15 protein-coding genes and 2 pseudogenes are annotated in these 18014 nt (G+C 63.0%); 11 read left to right on the plus strand and 6 right to left on the minus strand.

Annotated elements, in window-relative coordinates:
- The first annotated feature begins 72 nt into the window (after positions 1–72).
- From H1204_RS14605 to H1204_RS14615, 3 genes are all read left to right on the plus strand, one after another.
- Positions 73–1350 (plus strand): class I SAM-dependent RNA methyltransferase, encoded by a 1278-nt coding sequence (locus H1204_RS14605; RefSeq protein WP_180728875.1) that lies wholly within the window; start codon positions 73–75, stop codon positions 1348–1350.
- A gap of 181 nt (positions 1351–1531) precedes the next feature.
- Complete coding sequence (locus H1204_RS14610) at positions 1532–1915, plus strand: VOC family protein (protein ID WP_180728876.1); 384 nt, start codon at positions 1532–1534, stop codon at positions 1913–1915.
- Positions 1916–1998: 83 nt separating this feature from the next.
- Positions 1999–2685: a YafY family protein gene (locus H1204_RS14615; RefSeq protein ID WP_180728877.1), complete on the plus strand. Its 687-nt coding sequence runs from the start codon at positions 1999–2001 to the stop codon at positions 2683–2685.
- An 864-nt stretch (positions 2686–3549) separates the two neighbouring features.
- On the opposite strand, the gene H1204_RS14620 is transcribed toward H1204_RS14615, so the two are convergent.
- Genes H1204_RS14620 through H1204_RS14630 form a run of 3 tightly spaced genes read right to left on the minus strand, consistent with a single transcriptional unit; the run spans position 3550 to position 6488 of the window.
- Entirely contained in the window at positions 3550–5001 is a 1452-nt protein-coding gene (locus H1204_RS14620; RefSeq protein WP_180728878.1) for an NAD(P)(+) transhydrogenase (Re/Si-specific) subunit beta, read from the minus strand.
- Complete coding sequence (locus H1204_RS14625) at positions 5002–5334, minus strand: NAD(P) transhydrogenase subunit alpha (RefSeq protein WP_054928941.1); 333 nt, start codon at positions 5332–5334, stop codon at positions 5002–5004.
- An 11-nt stretch (positions 5335–5345) separates the two neighbouring features.
- Entirely contained in the window at positions 5346–6488 is a 1143-nt protein-coding gene (locus H1204_RS14630) for a Re/Si-specific NAD(P)(+) transhydrogenase subunit alpha (RefSeq protein ID WP_180728879.1), read from the minus strand.
- A 288-nt stretch (positions 6489–6776) separates the two neighbouring features.
- On the opposite strand from H1204_RS14630, the gene H1204_RS14635 reads away from it, so the two are divergent.
- The 3 genes and pseudogenes from H1204_RS14635 (at position 6777) to H1204_RS14645 (ending at position 10375) form a co-directional block, all read left to right on the plus strand.
- Positions 6777–7274 (plus strand): NUDIX hydrolase, encoded by a 498-nt coding sequence (locus tag H1204_RS14635; protein WP_180728880.1) that lies wholly within the window; start codon positions 6777–6779, stop codon positions 7272–7274.
- Positions 7275–7317: 43 nt separating this feature from the next.
- Positions 7318–8469, plus strand: a complete 1152-nt coding sequence (gene mnmA / locus H1204_RS14640) for a tRNA 2-thiouridine(34) synthase MnmA (RefSeq protein WP_180728881.1) — start codon at positions 7318–7320, stop codon at positions 8467–8469.
- A 296-nt stretch (positions 8470–8765) separates the two neighbouring features.
- Positions 8766–10375: pseudogene (locus H1204_RS14645) on the plus strand (FMN-binding glutamate synthase family protein).
- A gap of 309 nt (positions 10376–10684) precedes the next feature.
- Here the strand turns inward: H1204_RS14645 and H1204_RS14650 are convergent.
- A pseudogene (locus H1204_RS14650) lies at positions 10685–11239 on the minus strand (M48 family metalloprotease); the annotation flags it as partial.
- Positions 11240–11322: 83 nt separating this feature from the next.
- On the opposite strand from H1204_RS14650, the gene H1204_RS14655 reads away from it, so the two are divergent.
- A complete protein-coding gene (locus tag H1204_RS14655; RefSeq protein WP_180730971.1) occupies positions 11323–12408 on the plus strand; it encodes an IS630 family transposase in 1086 nt (361 codons plus the stop codon).
- On the opposite strand, the gene H1204_RS14660 is transcribed toward H1204_RS14655, so the two are convergent.
- On the minus strand, positions 12392–12607 hold the full coding sequence (locus H1204_RS14660; RefSeq protein ID WP_243468516.1) for a hypothetical protein: 216 nt from the start codon (positions 12605–12607) through the stop codon (positions 12392–12394). The two genes, H1204_RS14655 and H1204_RS14660, sit on opposite strands and share 17 nt — an antisense overlap.
- A 251-nt stretch (positions 12608–12858) precedes the next feature.
- Positions 12859–13467: a glutathione S-transferase N-terminal domain-containing protein gene (locus H1204_RS14665; RefSeq protein ID WP_180728882.1), complete on the minus strand. Its 609-nt coding sequence runs from the start codon at positions 13465–13467 to the stop codon at positions 12859–12861.
- A gap of 380 nt (positions 13468–13847) precedes the next feature.
- Here H1204_RS14665 and H1204_RS14670 point away from each other — a divergent pair, with 380 nt between their 5' ends.
- The 4 genes from H1204_RS14670 (at position 13848) to H1204_RS14685 (ending at position 17986) form a co-directional block, all read left to right on the plus strand.
- The gene (locus tag H1204_RS14670; protein ID WP_180728883.1) at positions 13848–15248 is read left to right on the plus strand and encodes an aminopeptidase P N-terminal domain-containing protein; all 1401 of its coding nucleotides are present in this window, start codon (positions 13848–13850) and stop codon (positions 15246–15248) included.
- Between the two features lie 21 nt (positions 15249–15269).
- Complete coding sequence (locus H1204_RS14675; protein ID WP_180728884.1) at positions 15270–16487, plus strand: UbiH/UbiF/VisC/COQ6 family ubiquinone biosynthesis hydroxylase; 1218 nt, start codon at positions 15270–15272, stop codon at positions 16485–16487.
- A 204-nt stretch (positions 16488–16691) separates the two neighbouring features.
- Entirely contained in the window at positions 16692–17756 is a 1065-nt protein-coding gene (dusB, locus tag H1204_RS14680) for a tRNA dihydrouridine synthase DusB (RefSeq protein ID WP_180728885.1), read from the plus strand.
- Positions 17753–17986 (plus strand): Fis family transcriptional regulator, encoded by a 234-nt coding sequence (locus H1204_RS14685; protein WP_007587477.1) that lies wholly within the window; start codon positions 17753–17755, stop codon positions 17984–17986. The genes dusB and H1204_RS14685 overlap by 4 nt, the downstream gene beginning before the upstream one ends.
- The last annotated feature ends 28 nt before the right edge of the window (positions 17987–18014 follow it).

An 18014-nucleotide genomic window follows, 5' to 3' on the forward strand; every position in this document is an offset into this window, starting at 1 on the left:
GATACTCGCCGCAAGGCACGGCGAGGCGACCGCGTACAATGTCGCCTTAATCAACGCCATGCGGCAATCTCCATGTCCTTCGAATTTTTCATTCCCTGCCCGCGCGGCCTCGAAGCCGCGCTCGCCGCCGAACTCGCCGAGATCGCCGCGCGTCATCTGAACGGCGCGCCGTTCGCGGCTGGCGCGCAGGTGCCCGGCGGCGTGCACTTCAAGGGCGGCTGGGCAGCCGGCATGGCCGCCAACCTGCATTCGCGGATCGCGAGCCGTGTGCTGCTGAAGATCGCGCATCGTCCGTATCGCAACGAGCAGGACATTTACGGCCTCGCGCTCGAGCAGAGCTGGGAGCAGTGGTTCTCGGCGAACGAGACGCTGCGCGTCGACGTCACCGCGATCAAGTCACCGCTGCGCAGCCTCGAATTCGCGACACTGCGCGTGAAGGATGCCATTTGCGACCGTCTGCGCGACAAGACGGGCGCGCGTCCGAGCATCGACACAGGCGCGCCCGACGCGCGCGTGTTCGCGTTCCTGACGGCCACCGACTGCACGCTTTATCTCGACACCTCAGGCGAGCCGCTCTTCAAGCGCGGCTGGCGCCTGGACAAGGGCGCGGCGCCTCTGCGCGAGAATCTCGCGGCGGGCATCCTGCGGCTGACGGGCTGGACCCCCGGCACGCCGCTGTACGACCCGATGTGCGGCAGCGGCACGTTCCTCGCGGAAGCGGCTCAAGTCGCGCTGAACATTGCGCCGGGCGTCGAGCGGCGCTTCGGCTTCGAGAACTTCAAGCAGTACGACGTGTCGGCATGGCAGACGCTGAAAGTGGCCGCGCAGGATGCGAAGCGTGCTGCACGCGCCGGGCGCGGTGATCTGCTGATCTTTGGCAGCGATATTTCCGACAATATGCTCCAGAAGGCGCGCGCGAACTTTGAACGTGCTGGTTTTCCGGCCCTGCCGTTGAAGCAGATCGATGCGCGCAACATGATGCCGCCTGCGGGCGAAGCAGGCATTCTCGTTGCGAATCCGCCTTACGGCGAGCGGATCGAAGTGCGCGGTCCGCGCGGTGAGATTCGCAATACTGGGCGCGAAGAAGGCGGCTTCCGTCGCGTGGAGAGCGAAGCAGCGCCCGACATGACGGAGTTCTTCCAGTCGTTCGGGGATGCGCTGAAGAAGCGCTTTACCGGGTGGCACGCGTTCGTGCTGACGTCGGACCGGAAGCTGCCGGGGCAAATGCGGTTGCGGGAGTCGACAAAGACGCCGTTGTTCAATGGCGCGCTCGAATGCCGGCTGTTCCGCTTCGATCTGATTGCGGGCAGCGTCAGGCAAAGGCCGGCGGCGGATGCGCCGAAAGAGTAAGCGGCGAGTTTTTCACTTGCCGGTCGCAAGAGAAGCGGGCTCGATGCCCGCTTTTTTGTTGTTCGCGCTTCGGATGACTTCCTCAACGCTACTGACAGAACGCTGTCAGTAGCCCGCCCGCACACTTCTCCTACGCCATCCGGCGATACACACGGCTCACCGCCATCAACAGGAGAACGTCATGTCAACACAAATCAATCGCGCTATCGCCTGGTTCGAGATTCCTTCCGTCGATTTCGAACGCGCCGTGCGCTTTTACGAGGCCGCGCTCGATACGACACTGCGCCGCGAAGATTTCGGCATGCCAATGGCCGTCTTCAGTTACGACGAGCCGTCGACGGGCGGCTGTATCGTGCAGAGCCCGACGCTCGAACCATCGCAAACGGGTTCGCTCGTTTATCTGAACGCGCGCCCGACCGTCAACGCGACGCTCGAACGCGTGAAGCGCGCGGGCGGCAAGGTCGAAGGCCCCGCCGTGCAGTTGCCGCACGATATCGGCTGGATTGGCTTTTTTACCGACACCGAGGGTAACCGCATCGGCCTGCATTCGAAAACCAACGCGTGAAATGACGCGCAACGCGGCGGGAGCGCGTCGTGCGGCGCTATCATCGCGGGAGATTCCCCGTCTATTTCCGGGAGACCCCCACGATGACGCGTCGCGCCGACCGCCTCTTCCAGATCGCCGAACTGTTGCGCGGCCGGCGGCTCACGACCGCGCAGCAACTGGCCGATTGGCTGCACGTGTCGCTGCGCACCGTTTATCGCGATGTGCAGGATTTGCAGTTGTCGGGCGTGCCGATCGAAGGGGAACCGGGCATTGGTTATCGCTTGAGCCGCAGTGCGAGTTTGCCGCCGCTCACCTTCACCGCTGACGAGTTGATGGCGCTTGCTGCGGGCGCGCGGATGCTCGAATCATGGGGCGGCGAGAGCATGGCGGCGGGTGCGCGCGGCGCGCTGGCGAAGATTGCTTCGGCTATGCCTGCCGACAAGCGGGCCACTATTGACAGGCTGGCGTTCTTTGCGCCGTCGTTTCATGTCGATGGGAATGTGTCGGTGATTGTCGATACGCTGCATCGTGCGATTGACTCGCGGCATGTTGTCAGCTTTGCGTATCAGGATCGGCATGGCGCTTCAACGCAGCGGCGCGTGTGGCCGCTTGCACTCGCTTACTGGGGGGCGCGCTTTACGCTTGGCGCGTGGTGCGAGTTGCGGGGGGATTTTCGACATTTCGCACTTACGAATATTGGCCAGCTTGATGTGCTGGAGCCGTTTCCTGATGTCGAAGGGAGGCGGCTTGCGGATTTTATGCGGAGTATCGGGGTGAAGGGTCGGTGAGCGCCTGCGCGGCGCGGGCGTTGTCGTTCGGTGTATTGCGCTTTGCGGTGGCATCCGCGTTATGGTGTTTGGGCTTTTGCGCTGGCATCCGCGATTCGTTAGCGTGCTTCAGGCGTCGCCCCTGTGCGGGGCGGCACCTACTTTTCTTTGCCGCCGCAAAGAAAAGTAGGCAAAGAAAGCGGCTCACACCGTCAACATTTCTTCTTGCCTGAGGGCCCCCAAAGGGTCTCACGCTTCACACGGCAGCATTTCTGTTCGCGTTCGTTGCCAACGCTTCGAATGACCGCCTCACCCGCTTCAAACACCCGCACCAGGGCCAGCGGCAGCGAATGGTTTCTGCCGCCCAGGTGGCAAACTGTGTGTAGGTTGTCGCCCCGCACAGCTTAGTACTCTTACCAGAAACACCAATCTTGCTTTTCAGTCCGGAGTGATGCGCGTATGGCGCGAAAGCCTACACACAGTTTGCCACCTGGGCGGCGGCGGACTGTCTGGCGCGGCGTGCCGCGACGCGGGCACATGGAGCGGGTGAGGCGTACAGAGAGAACGTTGGCAACGCACGCGAACTGGCGCGTTGCCGTGTGAAGCGTAAGAACCTTTGGGGGCCCTCAGGCAGGAAGAAGAATTGGCGGTGTGAGCCGCTTTCTTTTGCCTACTTTTCTTTGCGGCGGCAAAGAAAAGTAGGTGCCGCCCCGCACAGGGGCGACGCGTGAGGCGAGCTAACGCAATCGCGGATGCCAGCGCAAAGGCCAAAAAACCGAACGGCAACGCCTGAACCACCAATCAAATCGCGAACGCAACCAACACAAAAAACGCCCGCGCCGCGAAGGCGCAAAAAAACCAAGCGCCTCCGCGTAAAGCCCCACCTCAATCGACGGACTTGACCATATCCTCAATCACCTTCTTGGCATCCCCAAACACCATCATGGTCTTGTCCATATAGAACAGATCATTATCGAGCCCAGCATACCCCGCCGCCATCGAGCGCTTATTCACGATAACAGTCCGGGCCTTATAGGCCTCAATAATGGGCATACCAGCGATCGGCGACTTCGGATCGGTCTTGGCCGCAGGATTAACAACGTCATTCGCGCCAAGCACAAGAACCACATCGACCTGGCCGAACTCGCCGTTGATATCTTCCATCTCGTGAACAATCTCATACGGCACTTCAGCTTCCGCCAGCAGCACGTTCATATGCCCGGGCATACGCCCAGCAACAGGGTGAATCGCATACTTCACATCCACGCCCTTCTCGATCAGCAGATCGGTCAGTTCCTTCAGCGCATGTTGAGCGCGCGCAACGGCCAGCCCATAACCCGGCACGATCACAACGGTCTCGGCATTGCCGAGCATGAACGACGCATCTTCCGCCGACCCCGACTTCACCGGCCGCTGCTCCGCCGATCCACCCGCCGTCGCCGCGCCAGCTTCACCGCCGAAGCCGCCCAGAATCACGTTGAAGAACGAGCGGTTCATCGCCTTGCACATGATGTACGACAGAATCGCACCGGAAGAACCCACCAGCGACCCGGCAATGATCAGCATCGCGTTGTTCAGCGAGAAGCCAATGCCCGCCGCCGCCCAGCCCGAGTACGAGTTCAGCATCGACACGACGACTGGCATATCCGCGCCGCCGATCGGGATGATGATCAGCACGCCCAGCGCGAACGCGATCAACGTCATGATGATGAACGGCAGCCACGATTGCGTGAGGAAGAAGATCACGCCGAAGCCGATCATCGCCAGCGCGAGCAGCAAATTGATCAGATGCTGGCCCGCATAGACGACCGGCGCGCCCTGGAACAGCCGGAACTTGTACTTGCCCGACAGCTTGCCGAACGCGATCACCGAACCGCTGAACGTAATCGCGCCGACGAACGTGCCGATAAACAGTTCGATCCGGTTGCCATACGGCAGGAAGCCCGGAATGCCTTCCTCGGCGCCGAGGCCGAACGCAGCCGGTTCCGACACCACCGCATACGCGATACACACGGCCGCCATACCGATCAGCGAGTGCATCGCCGCGACCAGTTCCGGCATCTTGGTCATCTCGACGCGCGCGGCAACGAACGCACCGATCCCGCCACCGACAACCAGCGCAATGAACACCAGCGAAAGACCCAGCGACAGATTCGAGCCGAGCACGGCCGCCTGCTTCGAGATCAACGCGACGGTCGTCAGAATGGCGATCGCCATGCCGACCATGCCGAACACGTTGCCCGTTCGCGCCGTCTTCGGATTGGACAGCCCCTTGAGCGCCTGAATGAAGCAGACGGAGGCGATCAGATAAAGGAGCGTAACGACGTTGAGGCTCATTTACGCACCCTCCTTCGAACCGCCAGGCGCCGCGATCTTCTTCGGCTCCTTCTTCTTGAACATCTCCAGCATTCGCCTCGTAACGAGGAACCCGCCGAACACATTCACCGCCGCAAGCGCCACGGCAATCGTGCCGAAGAACTTGCCCGTGCCGCCGACCGTGAGGCCCGCCGCGAGCATCGCGCCGACAATGACAATGGCCGAAATCGCATTGGTCACGGCCATCAGCGGCGTATGCAGCGCCGGCGTCACGTTCCAGACGACGTGGTAGCCGACGTAGATCGCCAGCACGAAAATGATCAGGTTGATCACGGTATGGTTGATGACTTCCATCAGCCGTCTCCTTATGCCTTGCGCGTGACGTCGCCGTCACGGGCCAGCAGCGTGGCCGCGACGATGTCGTCCGCGAGATCGATATTGAGTGCGCCTTCCTTCGTGAAGATCAGCTTCATGAAGTCGAGCAGATTGCGTGCGTAAAGCGCCGAAGCGTCCGAGGCGACCATCGACGCGAGATTCGTATACCCCGCGATCGTCACACCATGCTTGACGACGACCTTGTCCGCTTCCGTCAGCGGACAGTTGCCGCCACGCTGCCCTTCATACTCGGGGCCGCGTCCCGCTGCGAGGTCGATGAGAACCGTGCCCGGTTTCATCGCCTGCACAGTTTCGACGGAGATCAAGGTCGGCGCGGCACGGCCGGGAATCAGCGCGGTGGAGATCACGATGTCGGCCTGCTTGGCCCGCTCGTGAACCAGCGCAGACTGGCGCGCGAGCCACGAGGGCGGCATCGGCCGCGCGTAGCCGCCGACGCCAACGGCCGCTTCGCGTTCCTCATCGGTTTCGTAAGGCACATCGAGGAATTTGCCGCCCAGCGATTCGATCTGCTCCTTCACGGCAGGACGAACGTCCGACGCTTCGATCACGGCACCAAGGCGCTTCGCGGTCGCGATCGCCTGCAAACCGGCGACACCCGCGCCGAGAATCAGCACGCGCGCCGCTTTCACGGTGCCTGCCGCCGTCATCAGCATCGGCATGAAGCGCGGGTAAAGATCGGCGGCGAGCAACACCGCCTTGTAGCCCGCAATGTTGGCTTGAGACGACAGTACGTCGAGGCTTTGCGCACGTGTGGTGCGCGGCGCGGCTTCGAGCGCGAACGCAGTTATGCCTGCAGTTGCAAGCTTTGATGCGTTCTCGGCATTAAACGGCTCCAGCATGCCGACCAGCACCGCGCCTCGTTTAAGAAGCGGGAGTTCTGAATCGGTGGGGCTTTGAACCTTGAGAACGATCTCTGCGCCGAACGCGGTCGGCGCATCGACGAGTTCTGCGCCTGCAGCTGCGTACGCGTCGTCCAGATAGCTCGCGGCCGTTCCTGCGCCGCTCTGTACGGTAACCCTGTGGCCCTGCGACACGTACTTCCTGACCGTCTCGGGCGTCGCGGCGACGCGTGTTTCGTACGGCCGCGTCTCGGCTGGCACTCCGATGTGCATCGTGAATCCTCCTCGACCATCCTGTTATGAAAATCTGGAATCGCCGACGAAGGGCAACGCCGGCAATGCAAAAGGCAAGTGCAACGGCTACGCACGGCTGGGGCTTCAGCCACGAGGTCCACTTTAACCGAAGTCCAGGGGCAGATCGAAATTGGTAACGATCCCGGTATTCAGGAACACGATCCTTGTGTCTTTCCGTGCCTTTTGCATCGATATGTGCTAGGCGAAGCGCCGCCAAACTTCGCAGGCGCGGGCAAGCCCATGCCATAAACGGTAAAATGCCGTCCCATGAAACCGGAAACCTGGGCTCCGCATGTCACGGTGGCGGCCGTCGTCGAACGCGATGGGCGCTTCCTGCTGGTCGAAGAACATACGCCCGCCGGGCTGCGACTGAACCAGCCCGCCGGGCATCTGGACGCGGGCGAGTCACTGACACAAGCCGTCATCCGCGAAACGCTCGAAGAGACGGCGCAGTCTTTCGTGCCCGCAGCGCTGGTCGGCGTCTACATGACGCATTTCAGCCGGCCCGACACCGTCGATGGCCCGCAGGATGGCGTCACGTATCTGCGCTTCACGTATTGCGGCTCGACCGATAGCGAACCTCCAGAGGCCCGCTCGCTCGATCCCGATATCGTCCGCACCGTCTGGATGAGCGCCGACGAATTGCGCGCGTGCCCCGAGCGGCATCGCACGCCGCTCGTGATGCAATGTATCGACGATTACCTCGCAGGCCGGCGTTTCCCGCTCGACTTCGTGCAAACGCATTCGGTCGGGCCCTCCCGATAGAACGCGTGCTTCGGCACAACAAAGAGCAGTCAGGCAGAGTCACATGAGCAAACAGAAAGTGGTGGTAGGCATGTCAGGCGGCGTCGATTCGTCCGTCACGGCATGGCTGCTGAAGGAACAGGGTTACGAGGTCGTCGGCCTGTTCATGAAGAACTGGGAAGACGACGACGACAGCGAATACTGTTCGACGCGTCAGGACTGGATCGACGTCGTCTCCGTCGCGGACCTGATCGGCATCGACGTCGAAGCGGTGAACTTCGCGGCCGAATACAAGGACCGCGTGTTCGCCGAATTCCTGCGCGAATATTCGGCGGGCCGCACGCCGAACCCGGACGTGCTGTGCAATGCTGAGATCAAGTTCAAGGCGTTCCTCGATCACGCAATGTCGCTCGGCGCGGAAACCATCGCGACGGGCCACTACGCGCGCGTGCGCGAAATCGACGGCCGTTTCGAGCTGCTCAAGGCCTTCGATCACACTAAGGACCAGTCGTACTTCCTGCATCGCCTGAATCAGGCGCAACTGTCGAAGACACTGTTCCCGCTCGGCGAAATCCCGAAGACCAAGGTCCGCGAGCTCGCCGCGCAGATCGGCTTGCCGAACGCGAAGAAGAAGGACTCGACGGGCATCTGCTTTATCGGCGAACGGCCGTTCCGCGACTTCCTGAACCGCTATCTGCCAACCAAACCGGGCCCGATGAAAACCACCGAAGGCAAGACGGTCGGCGAGCACATCGGCCTCGCGTTTTACACGTTCGGGCAGCGCAAGGGCATCGGCCTCGGCGGCAGCAAGGACGGCAGCGGCGAGCCGTGGTTCGTCGCGGGCAAGGACATCGCGTCTAACACGCTGTATGTCGCGCAGGGCCACGATCATCCGTGGCTGCTCAGCCATACGCTGACGGCGGGCAACACGAGCTGGGTCGCGGGCCACGCCCCCGAGGAAGGCCATGCGTGCGCGGCGAAGACGCGCTATCGCCAGGCCGATGCGGCGTGCACCTTCGGCGCTGCCGACGGCGCCGACAAGAACGCGCTCTTTTCCCTTCATTTCGCCGACGCCCAATGGGCTGTCACACCGGGGCAATCGGCCGTGCTCTACGATGGCGACGTGTGCCTGGGCGGCGGCATCATCGAGCACGCGGCCACCGCGCAGCCGGTCGCCCGCCAGCCGCAGAAGGCGGCGCTGCTGACGGCGCGCTGAGCCTTGCCGGGAAAGGCTCGCGGACACCTTCCGCAAGCTTTTCCCGCCGACATCGCTGCACTGATTCCCGCTTCGTTGTATCTTCCGGGCGACGGTTGTCCTGCCGCCCGGTTTCGTCACGCTTACGGTTCGCTTCATGTTCCGCGGAACGCGCCGTTAACTGAGCAAGAACAACCCGCCGTACCGACTCGCAGCGCGATCCATCCCCACGGACGCCCGCTGTTTTCACGAGAAGACCCCGACGCCCTCCGCGCCGGATGCTTCCGCTGCGATGAATTCACCGCAATGGAGTTGTCATGTTTTCTCGACGTTATCTGGCGATGTGGGGTGCCATCCTGCTGCTCGCGGCCTGCGCCGCGCTCGCAGCAACCGGTCACATCGCATGGCTGTGGGTCATCGTGCCCGTGCTGCTGGTCGCGCTCGGCGCCTACGATCTGACGCAGGAGCGCCACGCGATCCTGCGCAACTATCCGCTGTGGGGCATTTCCGCTTCCTGTTCGAGTTCATCCGGCCCGAGATCCGCCAGTATTTCGTCGAAGACGACACGGAAGAAAAGCCGTTCTCACGCGCGCAACGCAGCATCGTCTATCAGCGCGCGAAGAATGAAGTCGACAGCCGCCCTTACGGCACGGAAATCGACGTGAAGGCGACGGGCCACGAATTCATCAGCCACTCGCTCGTGCCGACGAAGCTCGACGGCCACGACTTTCGCGTCGTGGTCGGCGCGAATCGCGCGCAGCCGTATTCGATGTCGATCTTCAACATCTCCGCGATGAGCTTCGGCTCGCTGTCGGCGAACGCGATTCTCGCGCTGAACCTCGGCGCGAAGAAAGGCAACTTCGCGCACGACACGGGCGAAGGCTCGATGTCGAAGTATCACCGCGAGCATGGCGGCGACATCATCTGGGAAATCGCGTCGGGCTACTTCGGCTGCCGCAACGACGACGGCACGTTCAACGCCGACAAGTTCGCGAAGCAGGCAAGCGAGCCGCAAGTGAAGATGATCGAGGTGAAGCTGTCGCAAGGCGCAAAGCCGGGTCACGGCGGTGTGCTGCCCGCTGCGAAGATCACACCCGAAATTTCCGAAACGCGCGGCGTGCCGATGGGTCGCGACTGCATCTCGCCCGCTACGCACTCGGAATTCTCGACGCCGCGCGAACTGCTCGAATTCGTCGAGCGTCTGCGCAACCTGTCGGGCGGAAAGCCGACGGGCTTCAAGCTGTGCATCGGGCATCCGTGGGAATTTTTTGGCATTGCCAAGGCAATGCTGGAGACGGGCATCCTGCCGGACTTCATCGTCGTCGACGGCGCGGAAGGCGGCACGGGCGCGGCGCCGCTTGAATTCACCGATCACATCGGCGTGCCGCTGCAGGAAGGGCTGCTGCTCGTGCATAACACGTTAGTGGGCGTCGGCTTGCGCGACAAGATTCGCATTGGCGCGAGCGGCAAGATGATCACGGCTTTCGATATCGCGAAGACGCTTGCGATCGGCGCTGACTGGGTGAATGCGGCGCGTGGGTTCATGTTCGCGGTTGGGTGTATCCAGGCGCAGACGTGCCACACGGGACGTTGCCCGACGGGCGTTGCGACGCAGGACCCGGTGCGCCAGCGCGCGCTGATCGTCACCGACAAGTCGGACCGTGTGTTCAACTTCCATCACAACACTCTGCATGCGCTGCAGGAAATCATCCAGGCTGCGGGGCTGCGCCATCCGGCGGATCTGCGTGCGCATCACATCGTGCGGCGGGTGTCGTCGTATGAAGTGCGGTTGATGTCCGATCTGCTGAAGTATCTCGAACCCGGCGATCTGCTGGTTGGGCAGTATCGCTATACGCTGTATGAGAAATGGTGGCCCGTGGCGCGTAGTGATTCGTTTGCGCCGGAACTTGAGCCGGTCGCTGCGTGACGGTTTTTTTGGCGGGTATCCGCGAGGTGCTTCTGGTTTGCTAGTGTTGCCCCTGTGCGGGGCGCCTGCGCTGCGATAGCGGTTTGGTTTGGTTTGCTTGTGTTTGCGCTGGCGTCCGCGTTACGGTGTTTGCCATTCACACGTCGCCCCTGTGCGGGGCGACGCTTGAAGCACGCTAACGAATCGCGGATGCGAGCGAAAACACAAACAAACCAAACCGGACGCGCCACAAAGACAAACCGCGGATGCCAGCGAAACCACAAGCAAACCAACCCATCCGCGCCTTGCGCCACAAAAAAACAAATCCCGTCACTGGTTCGCAGCGATCCGCTGCTGAATATGCTGCGCGCGCGCAGCCGACGCCGGATGCGAACTCAACATGCTCGACTTTCCGCCATCGAGCTTGGCCAGCTTATTGAACGCACTGACGAGCCCAGCCGGGTCCTGCCCTTTCTTCTTCTGGATATCGAACGAATAGTCGTCCGCCGCCGACTCCTGCGATTGCGAGAACTGCGCGTTGATCAGCTTCTCGGAGAAATCCCCAAGTTGCGACGACGAAATCGCGGCCGTGACGCCGCCCGTCGACGACGCCACCGAGCGCAGCGCCGACGTCGCATACGCAACCTGCATCGCCTTCTTCGTGTGGCCGAGCGCGACGTGACCCATCTCGTGACCGACGACGCCGCGCACTTCGTCGTCCGTCATCATGTCCATCAGACCGCTATAGACACGCACGCAACCGTTCGCCATCGCCCACGCGTTGACGTCCTTCGTGAGGTAGACCTTGTAGTTGACGGGCACGCCGTTGATGTTGTCGCCCAGTTGCGCGGCGATCTTGTTCAGGCGCTTCGTGTACGGGCTGCTAGTGTCCCGAGTTAGAAATTCATTGCCTTATTTGCGTTGTGTACTAACCTGGGTTGCAGGGTTCGCAAATAAGCGAGGCAACGATGAGAGGAAGACCGAAGGCGCCACTGGTCCTGAGTGGGTCGGAACGCGAACAGCTCGTAGCGTTGACGATGCGACGCAAGACGGCACAGGCGCTTGCCCTGAGAGCGCGTATTGTGCTGGCTTGCGCCGAGGGCATTGACAACAAGACGGTCGCGACAAGACAACGTGTCACCTCGCATACGGTTTCGAAGTGGCGTTCGCGATTCATCAATCACCGCGTGGACGGGTTGCTCGATGCACCGCGCCCGGGCGCACCGAGGACGATCGAGGATGCGCAGGTGGAGGCGGTCGTCGCACGCACGCTCGAATCCGTACCCACGGGCGCGACTCACTGGAGCACGCGCACAATGGCCCGCGAGATGGTGATGTCGCAGACAGCCGTGTCGCGGATCTGGCGTGCCTTCGGATTGCAGCCGCATCGGCAGGAGACCTTCAAGCTCTCCACTGATCCATTTTTCGTCGACAAGGTGCGCGATATCGTCGGGCTGTATCTGGACCCGCCGCTCAAGGCCATGGTGTTGTGCGTGGACGAAAAGAGCCAGATCCAGGCGCTGGACCGCACCCAGCCCATGCTGCCGCTGGCCCCGGGCATCCCTGAGCGACGCACGCACGACTATATGCGCCACGGCACAACCACACTGTTCGCGGCGCTGGACATCTCCACGGGCGAAGTCATTGGCGAACTGCATCGGCGTCATCGCAGCGGTGAATTCCTGCAGTTCCTGCGCACCATCGAGGCCAATGTGCCACCCCAACTGGAGGTCCATCTTGTGATGGACAACTACGGTACGCACAAGACTCCCTCGATCAATAACTGGTTGGCTCGCCATCCGCGTTTCCATGCGCATTTCACCCCCACATCTGCTTCGTGGATTAACCAGGTCGAACGATGGTTTGCCACGCTCAGCGAGACATACATCCGCCGTGGCACTCATCGCTCCACCCGGCAACTCGAACAGGCGATTCGCCAATACATCCAGATCAACAACACTGATCCGAGACCTTTCAACTGGACCAAATCGGCCGACGACATCCTCGCCAGCGTCAAGCGATTTTGTCTACGAATTTCTAACTCGGGACACTAGCGGGCGCAATCTTGTTTTCCGCGTCGAGCTGCGCGCAGGACTTGTCGGACAGCGTGCGAACGTCAGTGTCGGTGAGCGACGCAGCCTGCACGGCCTGCGTGCCGGACTGAACGAGGGTGTTGGGATCGAGGCTCATCCCCGAACAGGCGGCGAGCACACCGCACGCGGCGGCGGCAAGAGCAACGCAGATCGTTTTCATGACGAACGTCCCTTTGACGATGTTATCGATGGTCGTACAAGCGCGCGGACGCTCAGCCTGATACCGCGAACGATCGCGCCGCGTCGGTTTCATCCGGACAGACGCCCAAAGACAAAGCGCCTGACAGGCAGGCGCTTTTTTAACATATCGAAAGGTATATTCGGGGAAAACGAAAGCTTCCTTAACACTTTGTCATGCCGATGCGACACTCGCGCGGAACTTCAATGCGCGATGAATCGCGGGGACGCGGATCAGGTCAATACCGTGTCGATGAACGACTGACGCTGCGACAGCTTCTGGTAGTGCTTGTCGAGATTCGGATGCTGCTCGCGCCAGTTGAGTTGCGGCATGCGGAAGTCCAGATAGCCCAGCGCACAGCCGACGGCCACGTCGGCGAGCGTGTAGTGATTGCCCGCGCACCAGGCCTTCGCCGCGAGACCTTGCGCCATCGCGATCAGGCCGTCGTCGATCTTGTGACGCTGGCGCGCGACCCACGATTCGCTTCGATGCGCCTCTTCACGCAACACGCCCTCGAGGCGGATCAGCACGGCCGCGTCCATGATGCCGTCCGCCAGCGCTTCCCAGCAGCGCACCTCGACGCGCTCGCGGCCCGACTGCGGCACGAGCTTGCACACGGGCGACAGCGTGTCGACGTATTCGCAGATCACGCGCGAATCGAACACGGCCGCGCCGTCTTCCATCACGAGACACGGCACCTTGCCGATCGGGTTGTAGTCGTGGATCGTCGTGTCGTCGGCCCAGACGTTTTCGAGTTCGAGCTTGTAGTCGATTTTCTTTTCCGCGAGCACGATCCGCGCCTTGCGGACAAATGGGCTCGACAGCGAACCGATGAGTTTCATTACATCCTGCCTTGGATTGAAATTGGGCGAAAGTATAAGTGCGCCGGCCGGCGCTGGAAGGTTTTCCATGCGCTGCGCACCGCGCTTCGCCCCGCCAGCGCGCCGGGTTGTAGACAGATTGCAACAATGCCGTGCAGACGCGGGACCGTCTACCTGGCCTGATAGCCAGGCGCCGCACGACGCGTTCGCCGAAGCACCACGCGCGTATCCCGACCCGCGTCAGGGGTTTAGATGCGCCGCCGGATTGCCCGGCCCGCGCGGTCATAGGCGACCCGGAAGCGTTTCCCGTGGGGCGATACAATCGCAACATTGCCGCGCGGCGATCGACCTTGCCTGCCGCGCCGCCCTCCACCCCGCACGATGAACCGCCGACCGCACTCATGACCGATCTGACTCCGGCAACCAATATCTACCGCCAGCGCCGCGCGCGCGTGCTCGATGCGCTGCGCGCGACGGGCGGCGGCGTCGCAATCGTCCCGACCGCGCCCGAAGTGCTGCGCAACCGCGACGCCGACTACCCGTACCGGCACGACAGCTACTTCTACTATCTGACGGGCTTCACCGAGCCCGAAGCGATGCTCGTGCTCGACGCGAGCGCGAAGCAGGACGAGCCCTCGGAAATCCTGTTCTGCCGCGCGAAGAACGCGGAGCGCGAGACGTGGGAAGGCTTCCGCTTCGGTCCGGAAGGCGCGCGCGAAGCATTCGGCTTCGACGCAGCCTTCGCCTTCGAAGAGATCGACACGCAGTTGCCCCGCATCATCGCGGACAAGCCGGCGCTGCACTATGCGCTGGGCGCGTCGGAACAGTTCGACGGCAAGGTGCGCCAGTGGCTCGACGCGGTGCGCATGCAGGGCCGAAGCGGCGTGCTCGCGCCATCGACAGTGCATGACCTGGTGCCGCTGCTCGATGAGATGCGCCTCGTGAAGGACGACCACGAACTCGCGATCATGCGCCGCGCCGCCGCGATCTCCGCGCAGGCGCACCGGCGCGCGATGGCGGCTTGCCGCCCCGGCGTGCGCGAGTACGAACTCGAAGCCGAACTGTTGTACACGTTCCGCAAGCACGGCGCGCAGGCGCCGGCGTACGGCTCGATCGTGGCCGCGGGCGCGAACGCGTGCGTGCTGCACTACCCGGCCGGCAACGCGATCGCGCAGGACGGCGATCTGATCCTGGTCGACGCGGCGTGCGAACTCGACGGCTACGCGTCCGACATCACGCGCACTTTCCCCGCGAGCGGCCGCTTCACACCCGCGCAGCGCGAGCTCTACGACATCGTGCTGGCCGCGCAGCAGGCCGCGATCGACGCAACGAAACCAGGTGTGACCTTCGACGCGCCGCATCAGGCCGCCGTGCGCGTGCTCGCGCAAGGGCTGCTCGACACGGGCATTCTCAACCGCGATCTGTTCGCGGGCGTCGACGAGGTGATCGAAGAGCGTGCGTATGCGCGGTTCTATATGCATCGCACGGGCCACTGGATCGGCATGGACGTGCACGATGCGGGTGACTATCGCGAGCGCGGCGCGCCTGCCGATGAAAACGGCGCGCTGCCCTGGCGCACGCTGAAGCCGGGCATGGCGCTGACGATCGAACCGGGCCTTTATATCCGCGCCGCCGATGACGTGCCCGAGAAGTACTGGAATATCGGCATCCGCATCGAAGACGACGCGATCGTCACAGCCACCGGCTGCGACCTGATCACGCGCGACGTCCCCGTCGACGCGGACGAAATCGAGGCGCTGATGCGGCAGGCGCAACCCGCGCAGAAGGCCGGCGCGGCCTGAGCGCAAGGAACAGACAAGAAGATGAGCGAAGTCCACCAGGCGGCCAACGCGCCCTCCCTCCCCGCGAGCAATCCGCCCTACGACTACGACGTGACGATCGTCGGCGCGGGGCCGGTCGGTCTTGCGCTCGCGGGCTGGCTCGCGCGGCGCAGTGCGACTCAGAAGCTGAACGTGGCGCTGATCGACGCGCGCGAGCCGGAAGATTCGGTTGCCGATCCGCGCGCGATCGCCGTATCGCACGGCAGCCGGATGATTCTCGAGCCGCTCGCCTGGCCGTCCGACGCGACCGCGATCCAGCGCATTCACGTCTCGCAGCGCGGCCATTTCGGGCGCACGCTGATCGATCACTCGGAGCACGGCCTGCCCGCGCTCGGCTACGTGCTCCGTTATGGCTCGATCGTCCATGCTCTCGCCGAGACCGTGCGCTCGACGCCCGTCCACTGGTTCAAATCGACGAAAGCGCAGGCGCCGCAGCAACTCGAAGACGACGGCGTGCTGCTGCCGATCGAGAGCGCGCACGTCACGCGCACGCTGCGCACGCGCATTCTGGTGAACGCCGAAGGCGGCCTGTTCGGCGAACAGCAGGCAGGTTCGGGTGAAACGCGCGATTACGGGCAAACGGCGCTGGTCGGCACCGTGACGCTGTCGTCGCCGCAGCCGCATGTCGCGTGGGAACGCTTCACGTCGCAAGGTCCGATTGCGCTCCTGCCGACAGGCGGCGTGCGCGGCGCGGACTACGCGCTGGTCTGGTGCTGCGCGCCGGAACAGGCGGCGCGCCGCGCGCAGCTGCCGGACGAAGATTTTCTGCGCGAACTCGGCGCCGAGTTCGGCGACCGGATGGGCCGCTTCGTGCAGATCAAGGGACGCGCGTCGTTCCCGCTGGGGCTGAACACCGTCGATACGCTCGTCAAGGGCAACGTCGTCGCGATCGGCAATGCGGCACAGACGCTGCATCCCGTCGCCGGCCAGGGGTTGAATCTCGGTTTGCGCGATGCGCATGCGCTCGCCGACGCGCTCTCGCATTACGGCGCGACCCGCACCGCGCTGATCGCATTCGCGCAGCGCCGCGCACTCGACCGCCGTATGACGATTGGCGCGACCGACACGCTCGCGCGCCTTTTCACGATCGACTTTCCGCCGCTCGCGGCGCTGCGCGGTCTCGCCCTCACCGCGCTCGAATTCGTGCCGCCCGTGAAGACGGCGCTTGCCCGCCAGATGATGTTCGGCCAACGCCGCTAGCGCGTTGCGACATCGCTGAAAAGTGGCCGCCGTTCTATGAGCGCGGCCACTTTCATAGAAGATTTAATGAGTTACCTCAGACGCGGTTCGATCTGGGTCAGCGCGTTAACGCTAAAATAGCGGTTTTCCCTCGTATTTTGCGGTACGTGCGGTGCGCGATTTTCAAGGTTCTGGCGCACCCTTCGCTCGCCGCCGATGTCCGCTATGCCCACTCTCGGCTCCCACACTCTGCGCAACAACCTGTTCGTCGCCCCGATGGCAGGCGTGACCGACCGGCCGTTCCGCCAGCTCTGCAAGCGCATGGGCGCGGGCTATGCGGTGTCGGAGATGGTCGCGTCGAACGCGCAGTTGTGGAAAAGCGAAAAGACGATGCGCCGCGCCAACCACACGGGCGAAGTCGAGCCGATCGCCGTGCAGATCGCGGGCGCCGACCCGCAGATGATGGCCGAGGCCGCGCGCTACAACGTCGCGAACGGCGCGCAGATCATCGACATCAACATGGGCTGCCCGGCCAAGAAGGTCTGCAATGTCGCGGCCGGTTCTGCGCTGCTGCAGAATGAGCCGCTCGTACAGCGGATCGTCGAAGCCGTCGTGAATGCCGTTGGCGTCGGTCCGGATGCCGTGCCCGTCACGCTGAAGATCCGCACCGGCTGGGACCGCGACAATAAAAACGCACTGACCATTGCGCGCCTCGCCGAAAGCGCCGGCATTTCGATGCTGACCGTGCATGGCCGCACGCGTGCCGACCTGTATCACGGCGAAGCGGAGTACGAAACGATTGCCGCCGTGAAGGCCGCGGTGAAGATTCCCGTCGTCGCGAACGGCGACATTACGTCGCCGAACAAGGCGCGCGAGGTGCTGGCCGCGACGGGCGCGGACGCCATCATGATCGGTCGCGCCGCGCAGGGCCGCCCTTGGCTCTTCCGCGAGATCGAACATTTCCTGCTCACGGGCGAGCTGATGGAAGCGCCGCGTATCGACGAGATCCAGCAGGTGATGAACGAGCATCTGGAGGATCACTACGCGTTCTACGGCGAATTTACGGGCGTTCGCACTGCGCGCAAGCACATCGGCTGGTACACTCGCGGCCTTTCTGGCGCCAACGTGTTCCGCCATCGTATGAATACGCTGGACACGACGCGCGAACAACTGCTCGCCGTCAATGAATTCTTCGACGCGCAAAAGGCGATTTCAGACCGCCTCGTGTACGTCGACAACGAAGTCAACAATAACGGTGAGCAGGACCAAACCGACCGACTAGCAGCATGAGCAAGCACAATATCGAACAATGTGTCCGCGATAGCCTGGGGATGTACTTCCAGGATCTCGACGGCTCCAATCCGCACGACGTCTACGACATGGTGATTTCGTGCGTAGAAAAACCGTTGCTCGAGGTGGTGCTCGAGCAGGCCGGCGGCAATCAGTCGCTGGCAGCCGAGTATCTCGGCATCAACCGCAATACGCTGCGCAAGAAACTGCAACAGCACGGCCTGCTGTAGTTTCGGCGCCCTGCCACGCCTTTCATCG

Source organism: Paraburkholderia sp. PGU19 (assembly GCF_013426915.1).
Lineage (GTDB): Bacteria > Pseudomonadota > Gammaproteobacteria > Burkholderiales > Burkholderiaceae > Paraburkholderia.

Bases quoted from the DNA above. Each gene is read 5' to 3' on its own strand.
- H1204_RS14635 (WP_180728880.1), top strand. From the start codon at position 6,777: ATGAAACCGGAAACCTGGGCTCCGCATGTCACGGTGGCGGCCGTCGTC.
- H1204_RS14615 (WP_180728877.1), top strand. From the start codon at position 1,999: ATGACGCGTCGCGCCGACCGCCTCTTCCAGATCGCCGAACTGTTGCGC.
- H1204_RS14625 (WP_054928941.1), bottom strand. From the start codon at position 5,334: ATGGAAGTCATCAACCATACCGTGATCAACCTGATCATTTTCGTGCTG.
- H1204_RS14660 (WP_243468516.1), bottom strand. From the start codon at position 12,607: ATGAAAACGATCTGCGTTGCTCTTGCCGCCGCCGCGTGCGGTGTGCTC.
- H1204_RS14665 (WP_180728882.1), bottom strand. From the start codon at position 13,467: ATGAAACTCATCGGTTCGCTGTCGAGCCCATTTGTCCGCAAGGCGCGG.
- H1204_RS14610 (WP_180728876.1), top strand. From the start codon at position 1,532: ATGTCAACACAAATCAATCGCGCTATCGCCTGGTTCGAGATTCCTTCC.
- H1204_RS14620 (WP_180728878.1), bottom strand. From the start codon at position 5,001: ATGAGCCTCAACGTCGTTACGCTCCTTTATCTGATCGCCTCCGTCTGC.
- H1204_RS14685 (WP_007587477.1), top strand. From the start codon at position 17,753: ATGAGCAAGCACAATATCGAACAATGTGTCCGCGATAGCCTGGGGATG.
- mnmA (WP_180728881.1), top strand. From the start codon at position 7,318: ATGAGCAAACAGAAAGTGGTGGTAGGCATGTCAGGCGGCGTCGATTCG.
- H1204_RS14670 (WP_180728883.1), top strand. From the start codon at position 13,848: ATGACCGATCTGACTCCGGCAACCAATATCTACCGCCAGCGCCGCGCG.
- H1204_RS14655 (WP_180730971.1), top strand. From the start codon at position 11,323: ATGAGAGGAAGACCGAAGGCGCCACTGGTCCTGAGTGGGTCGGAACGC.
- H1204_RS14675 (WP_180728884.1), top strand. From the start codon at position 15,270: ATGAGCGAAGTCCACCAGGCGGCCAACGCGCCCTCCCTCCCCGCGAGC.
- dusB (WP_180728885.1), top strand. From the start codon at position 16,692: ATGCCCACTCTCGGCTCCCACACTCTGCGCAACAACCTGTTCGTCGCC.
- H1204_RS14630 (WP_180728879.1), bottom strand. From the start codon at position 6,488: ATGCACATCGGAGTGCCAGCCGAGACGCGGCCGTACGAAACACGCGTC.
- H1204_RS14605 (WP_180728875.1), top strand. From the start codon at position 73: ATGTCCTTCGAATTTTTCATTCCCTGCCCGCGCGGCCTCGAAGCCGCG.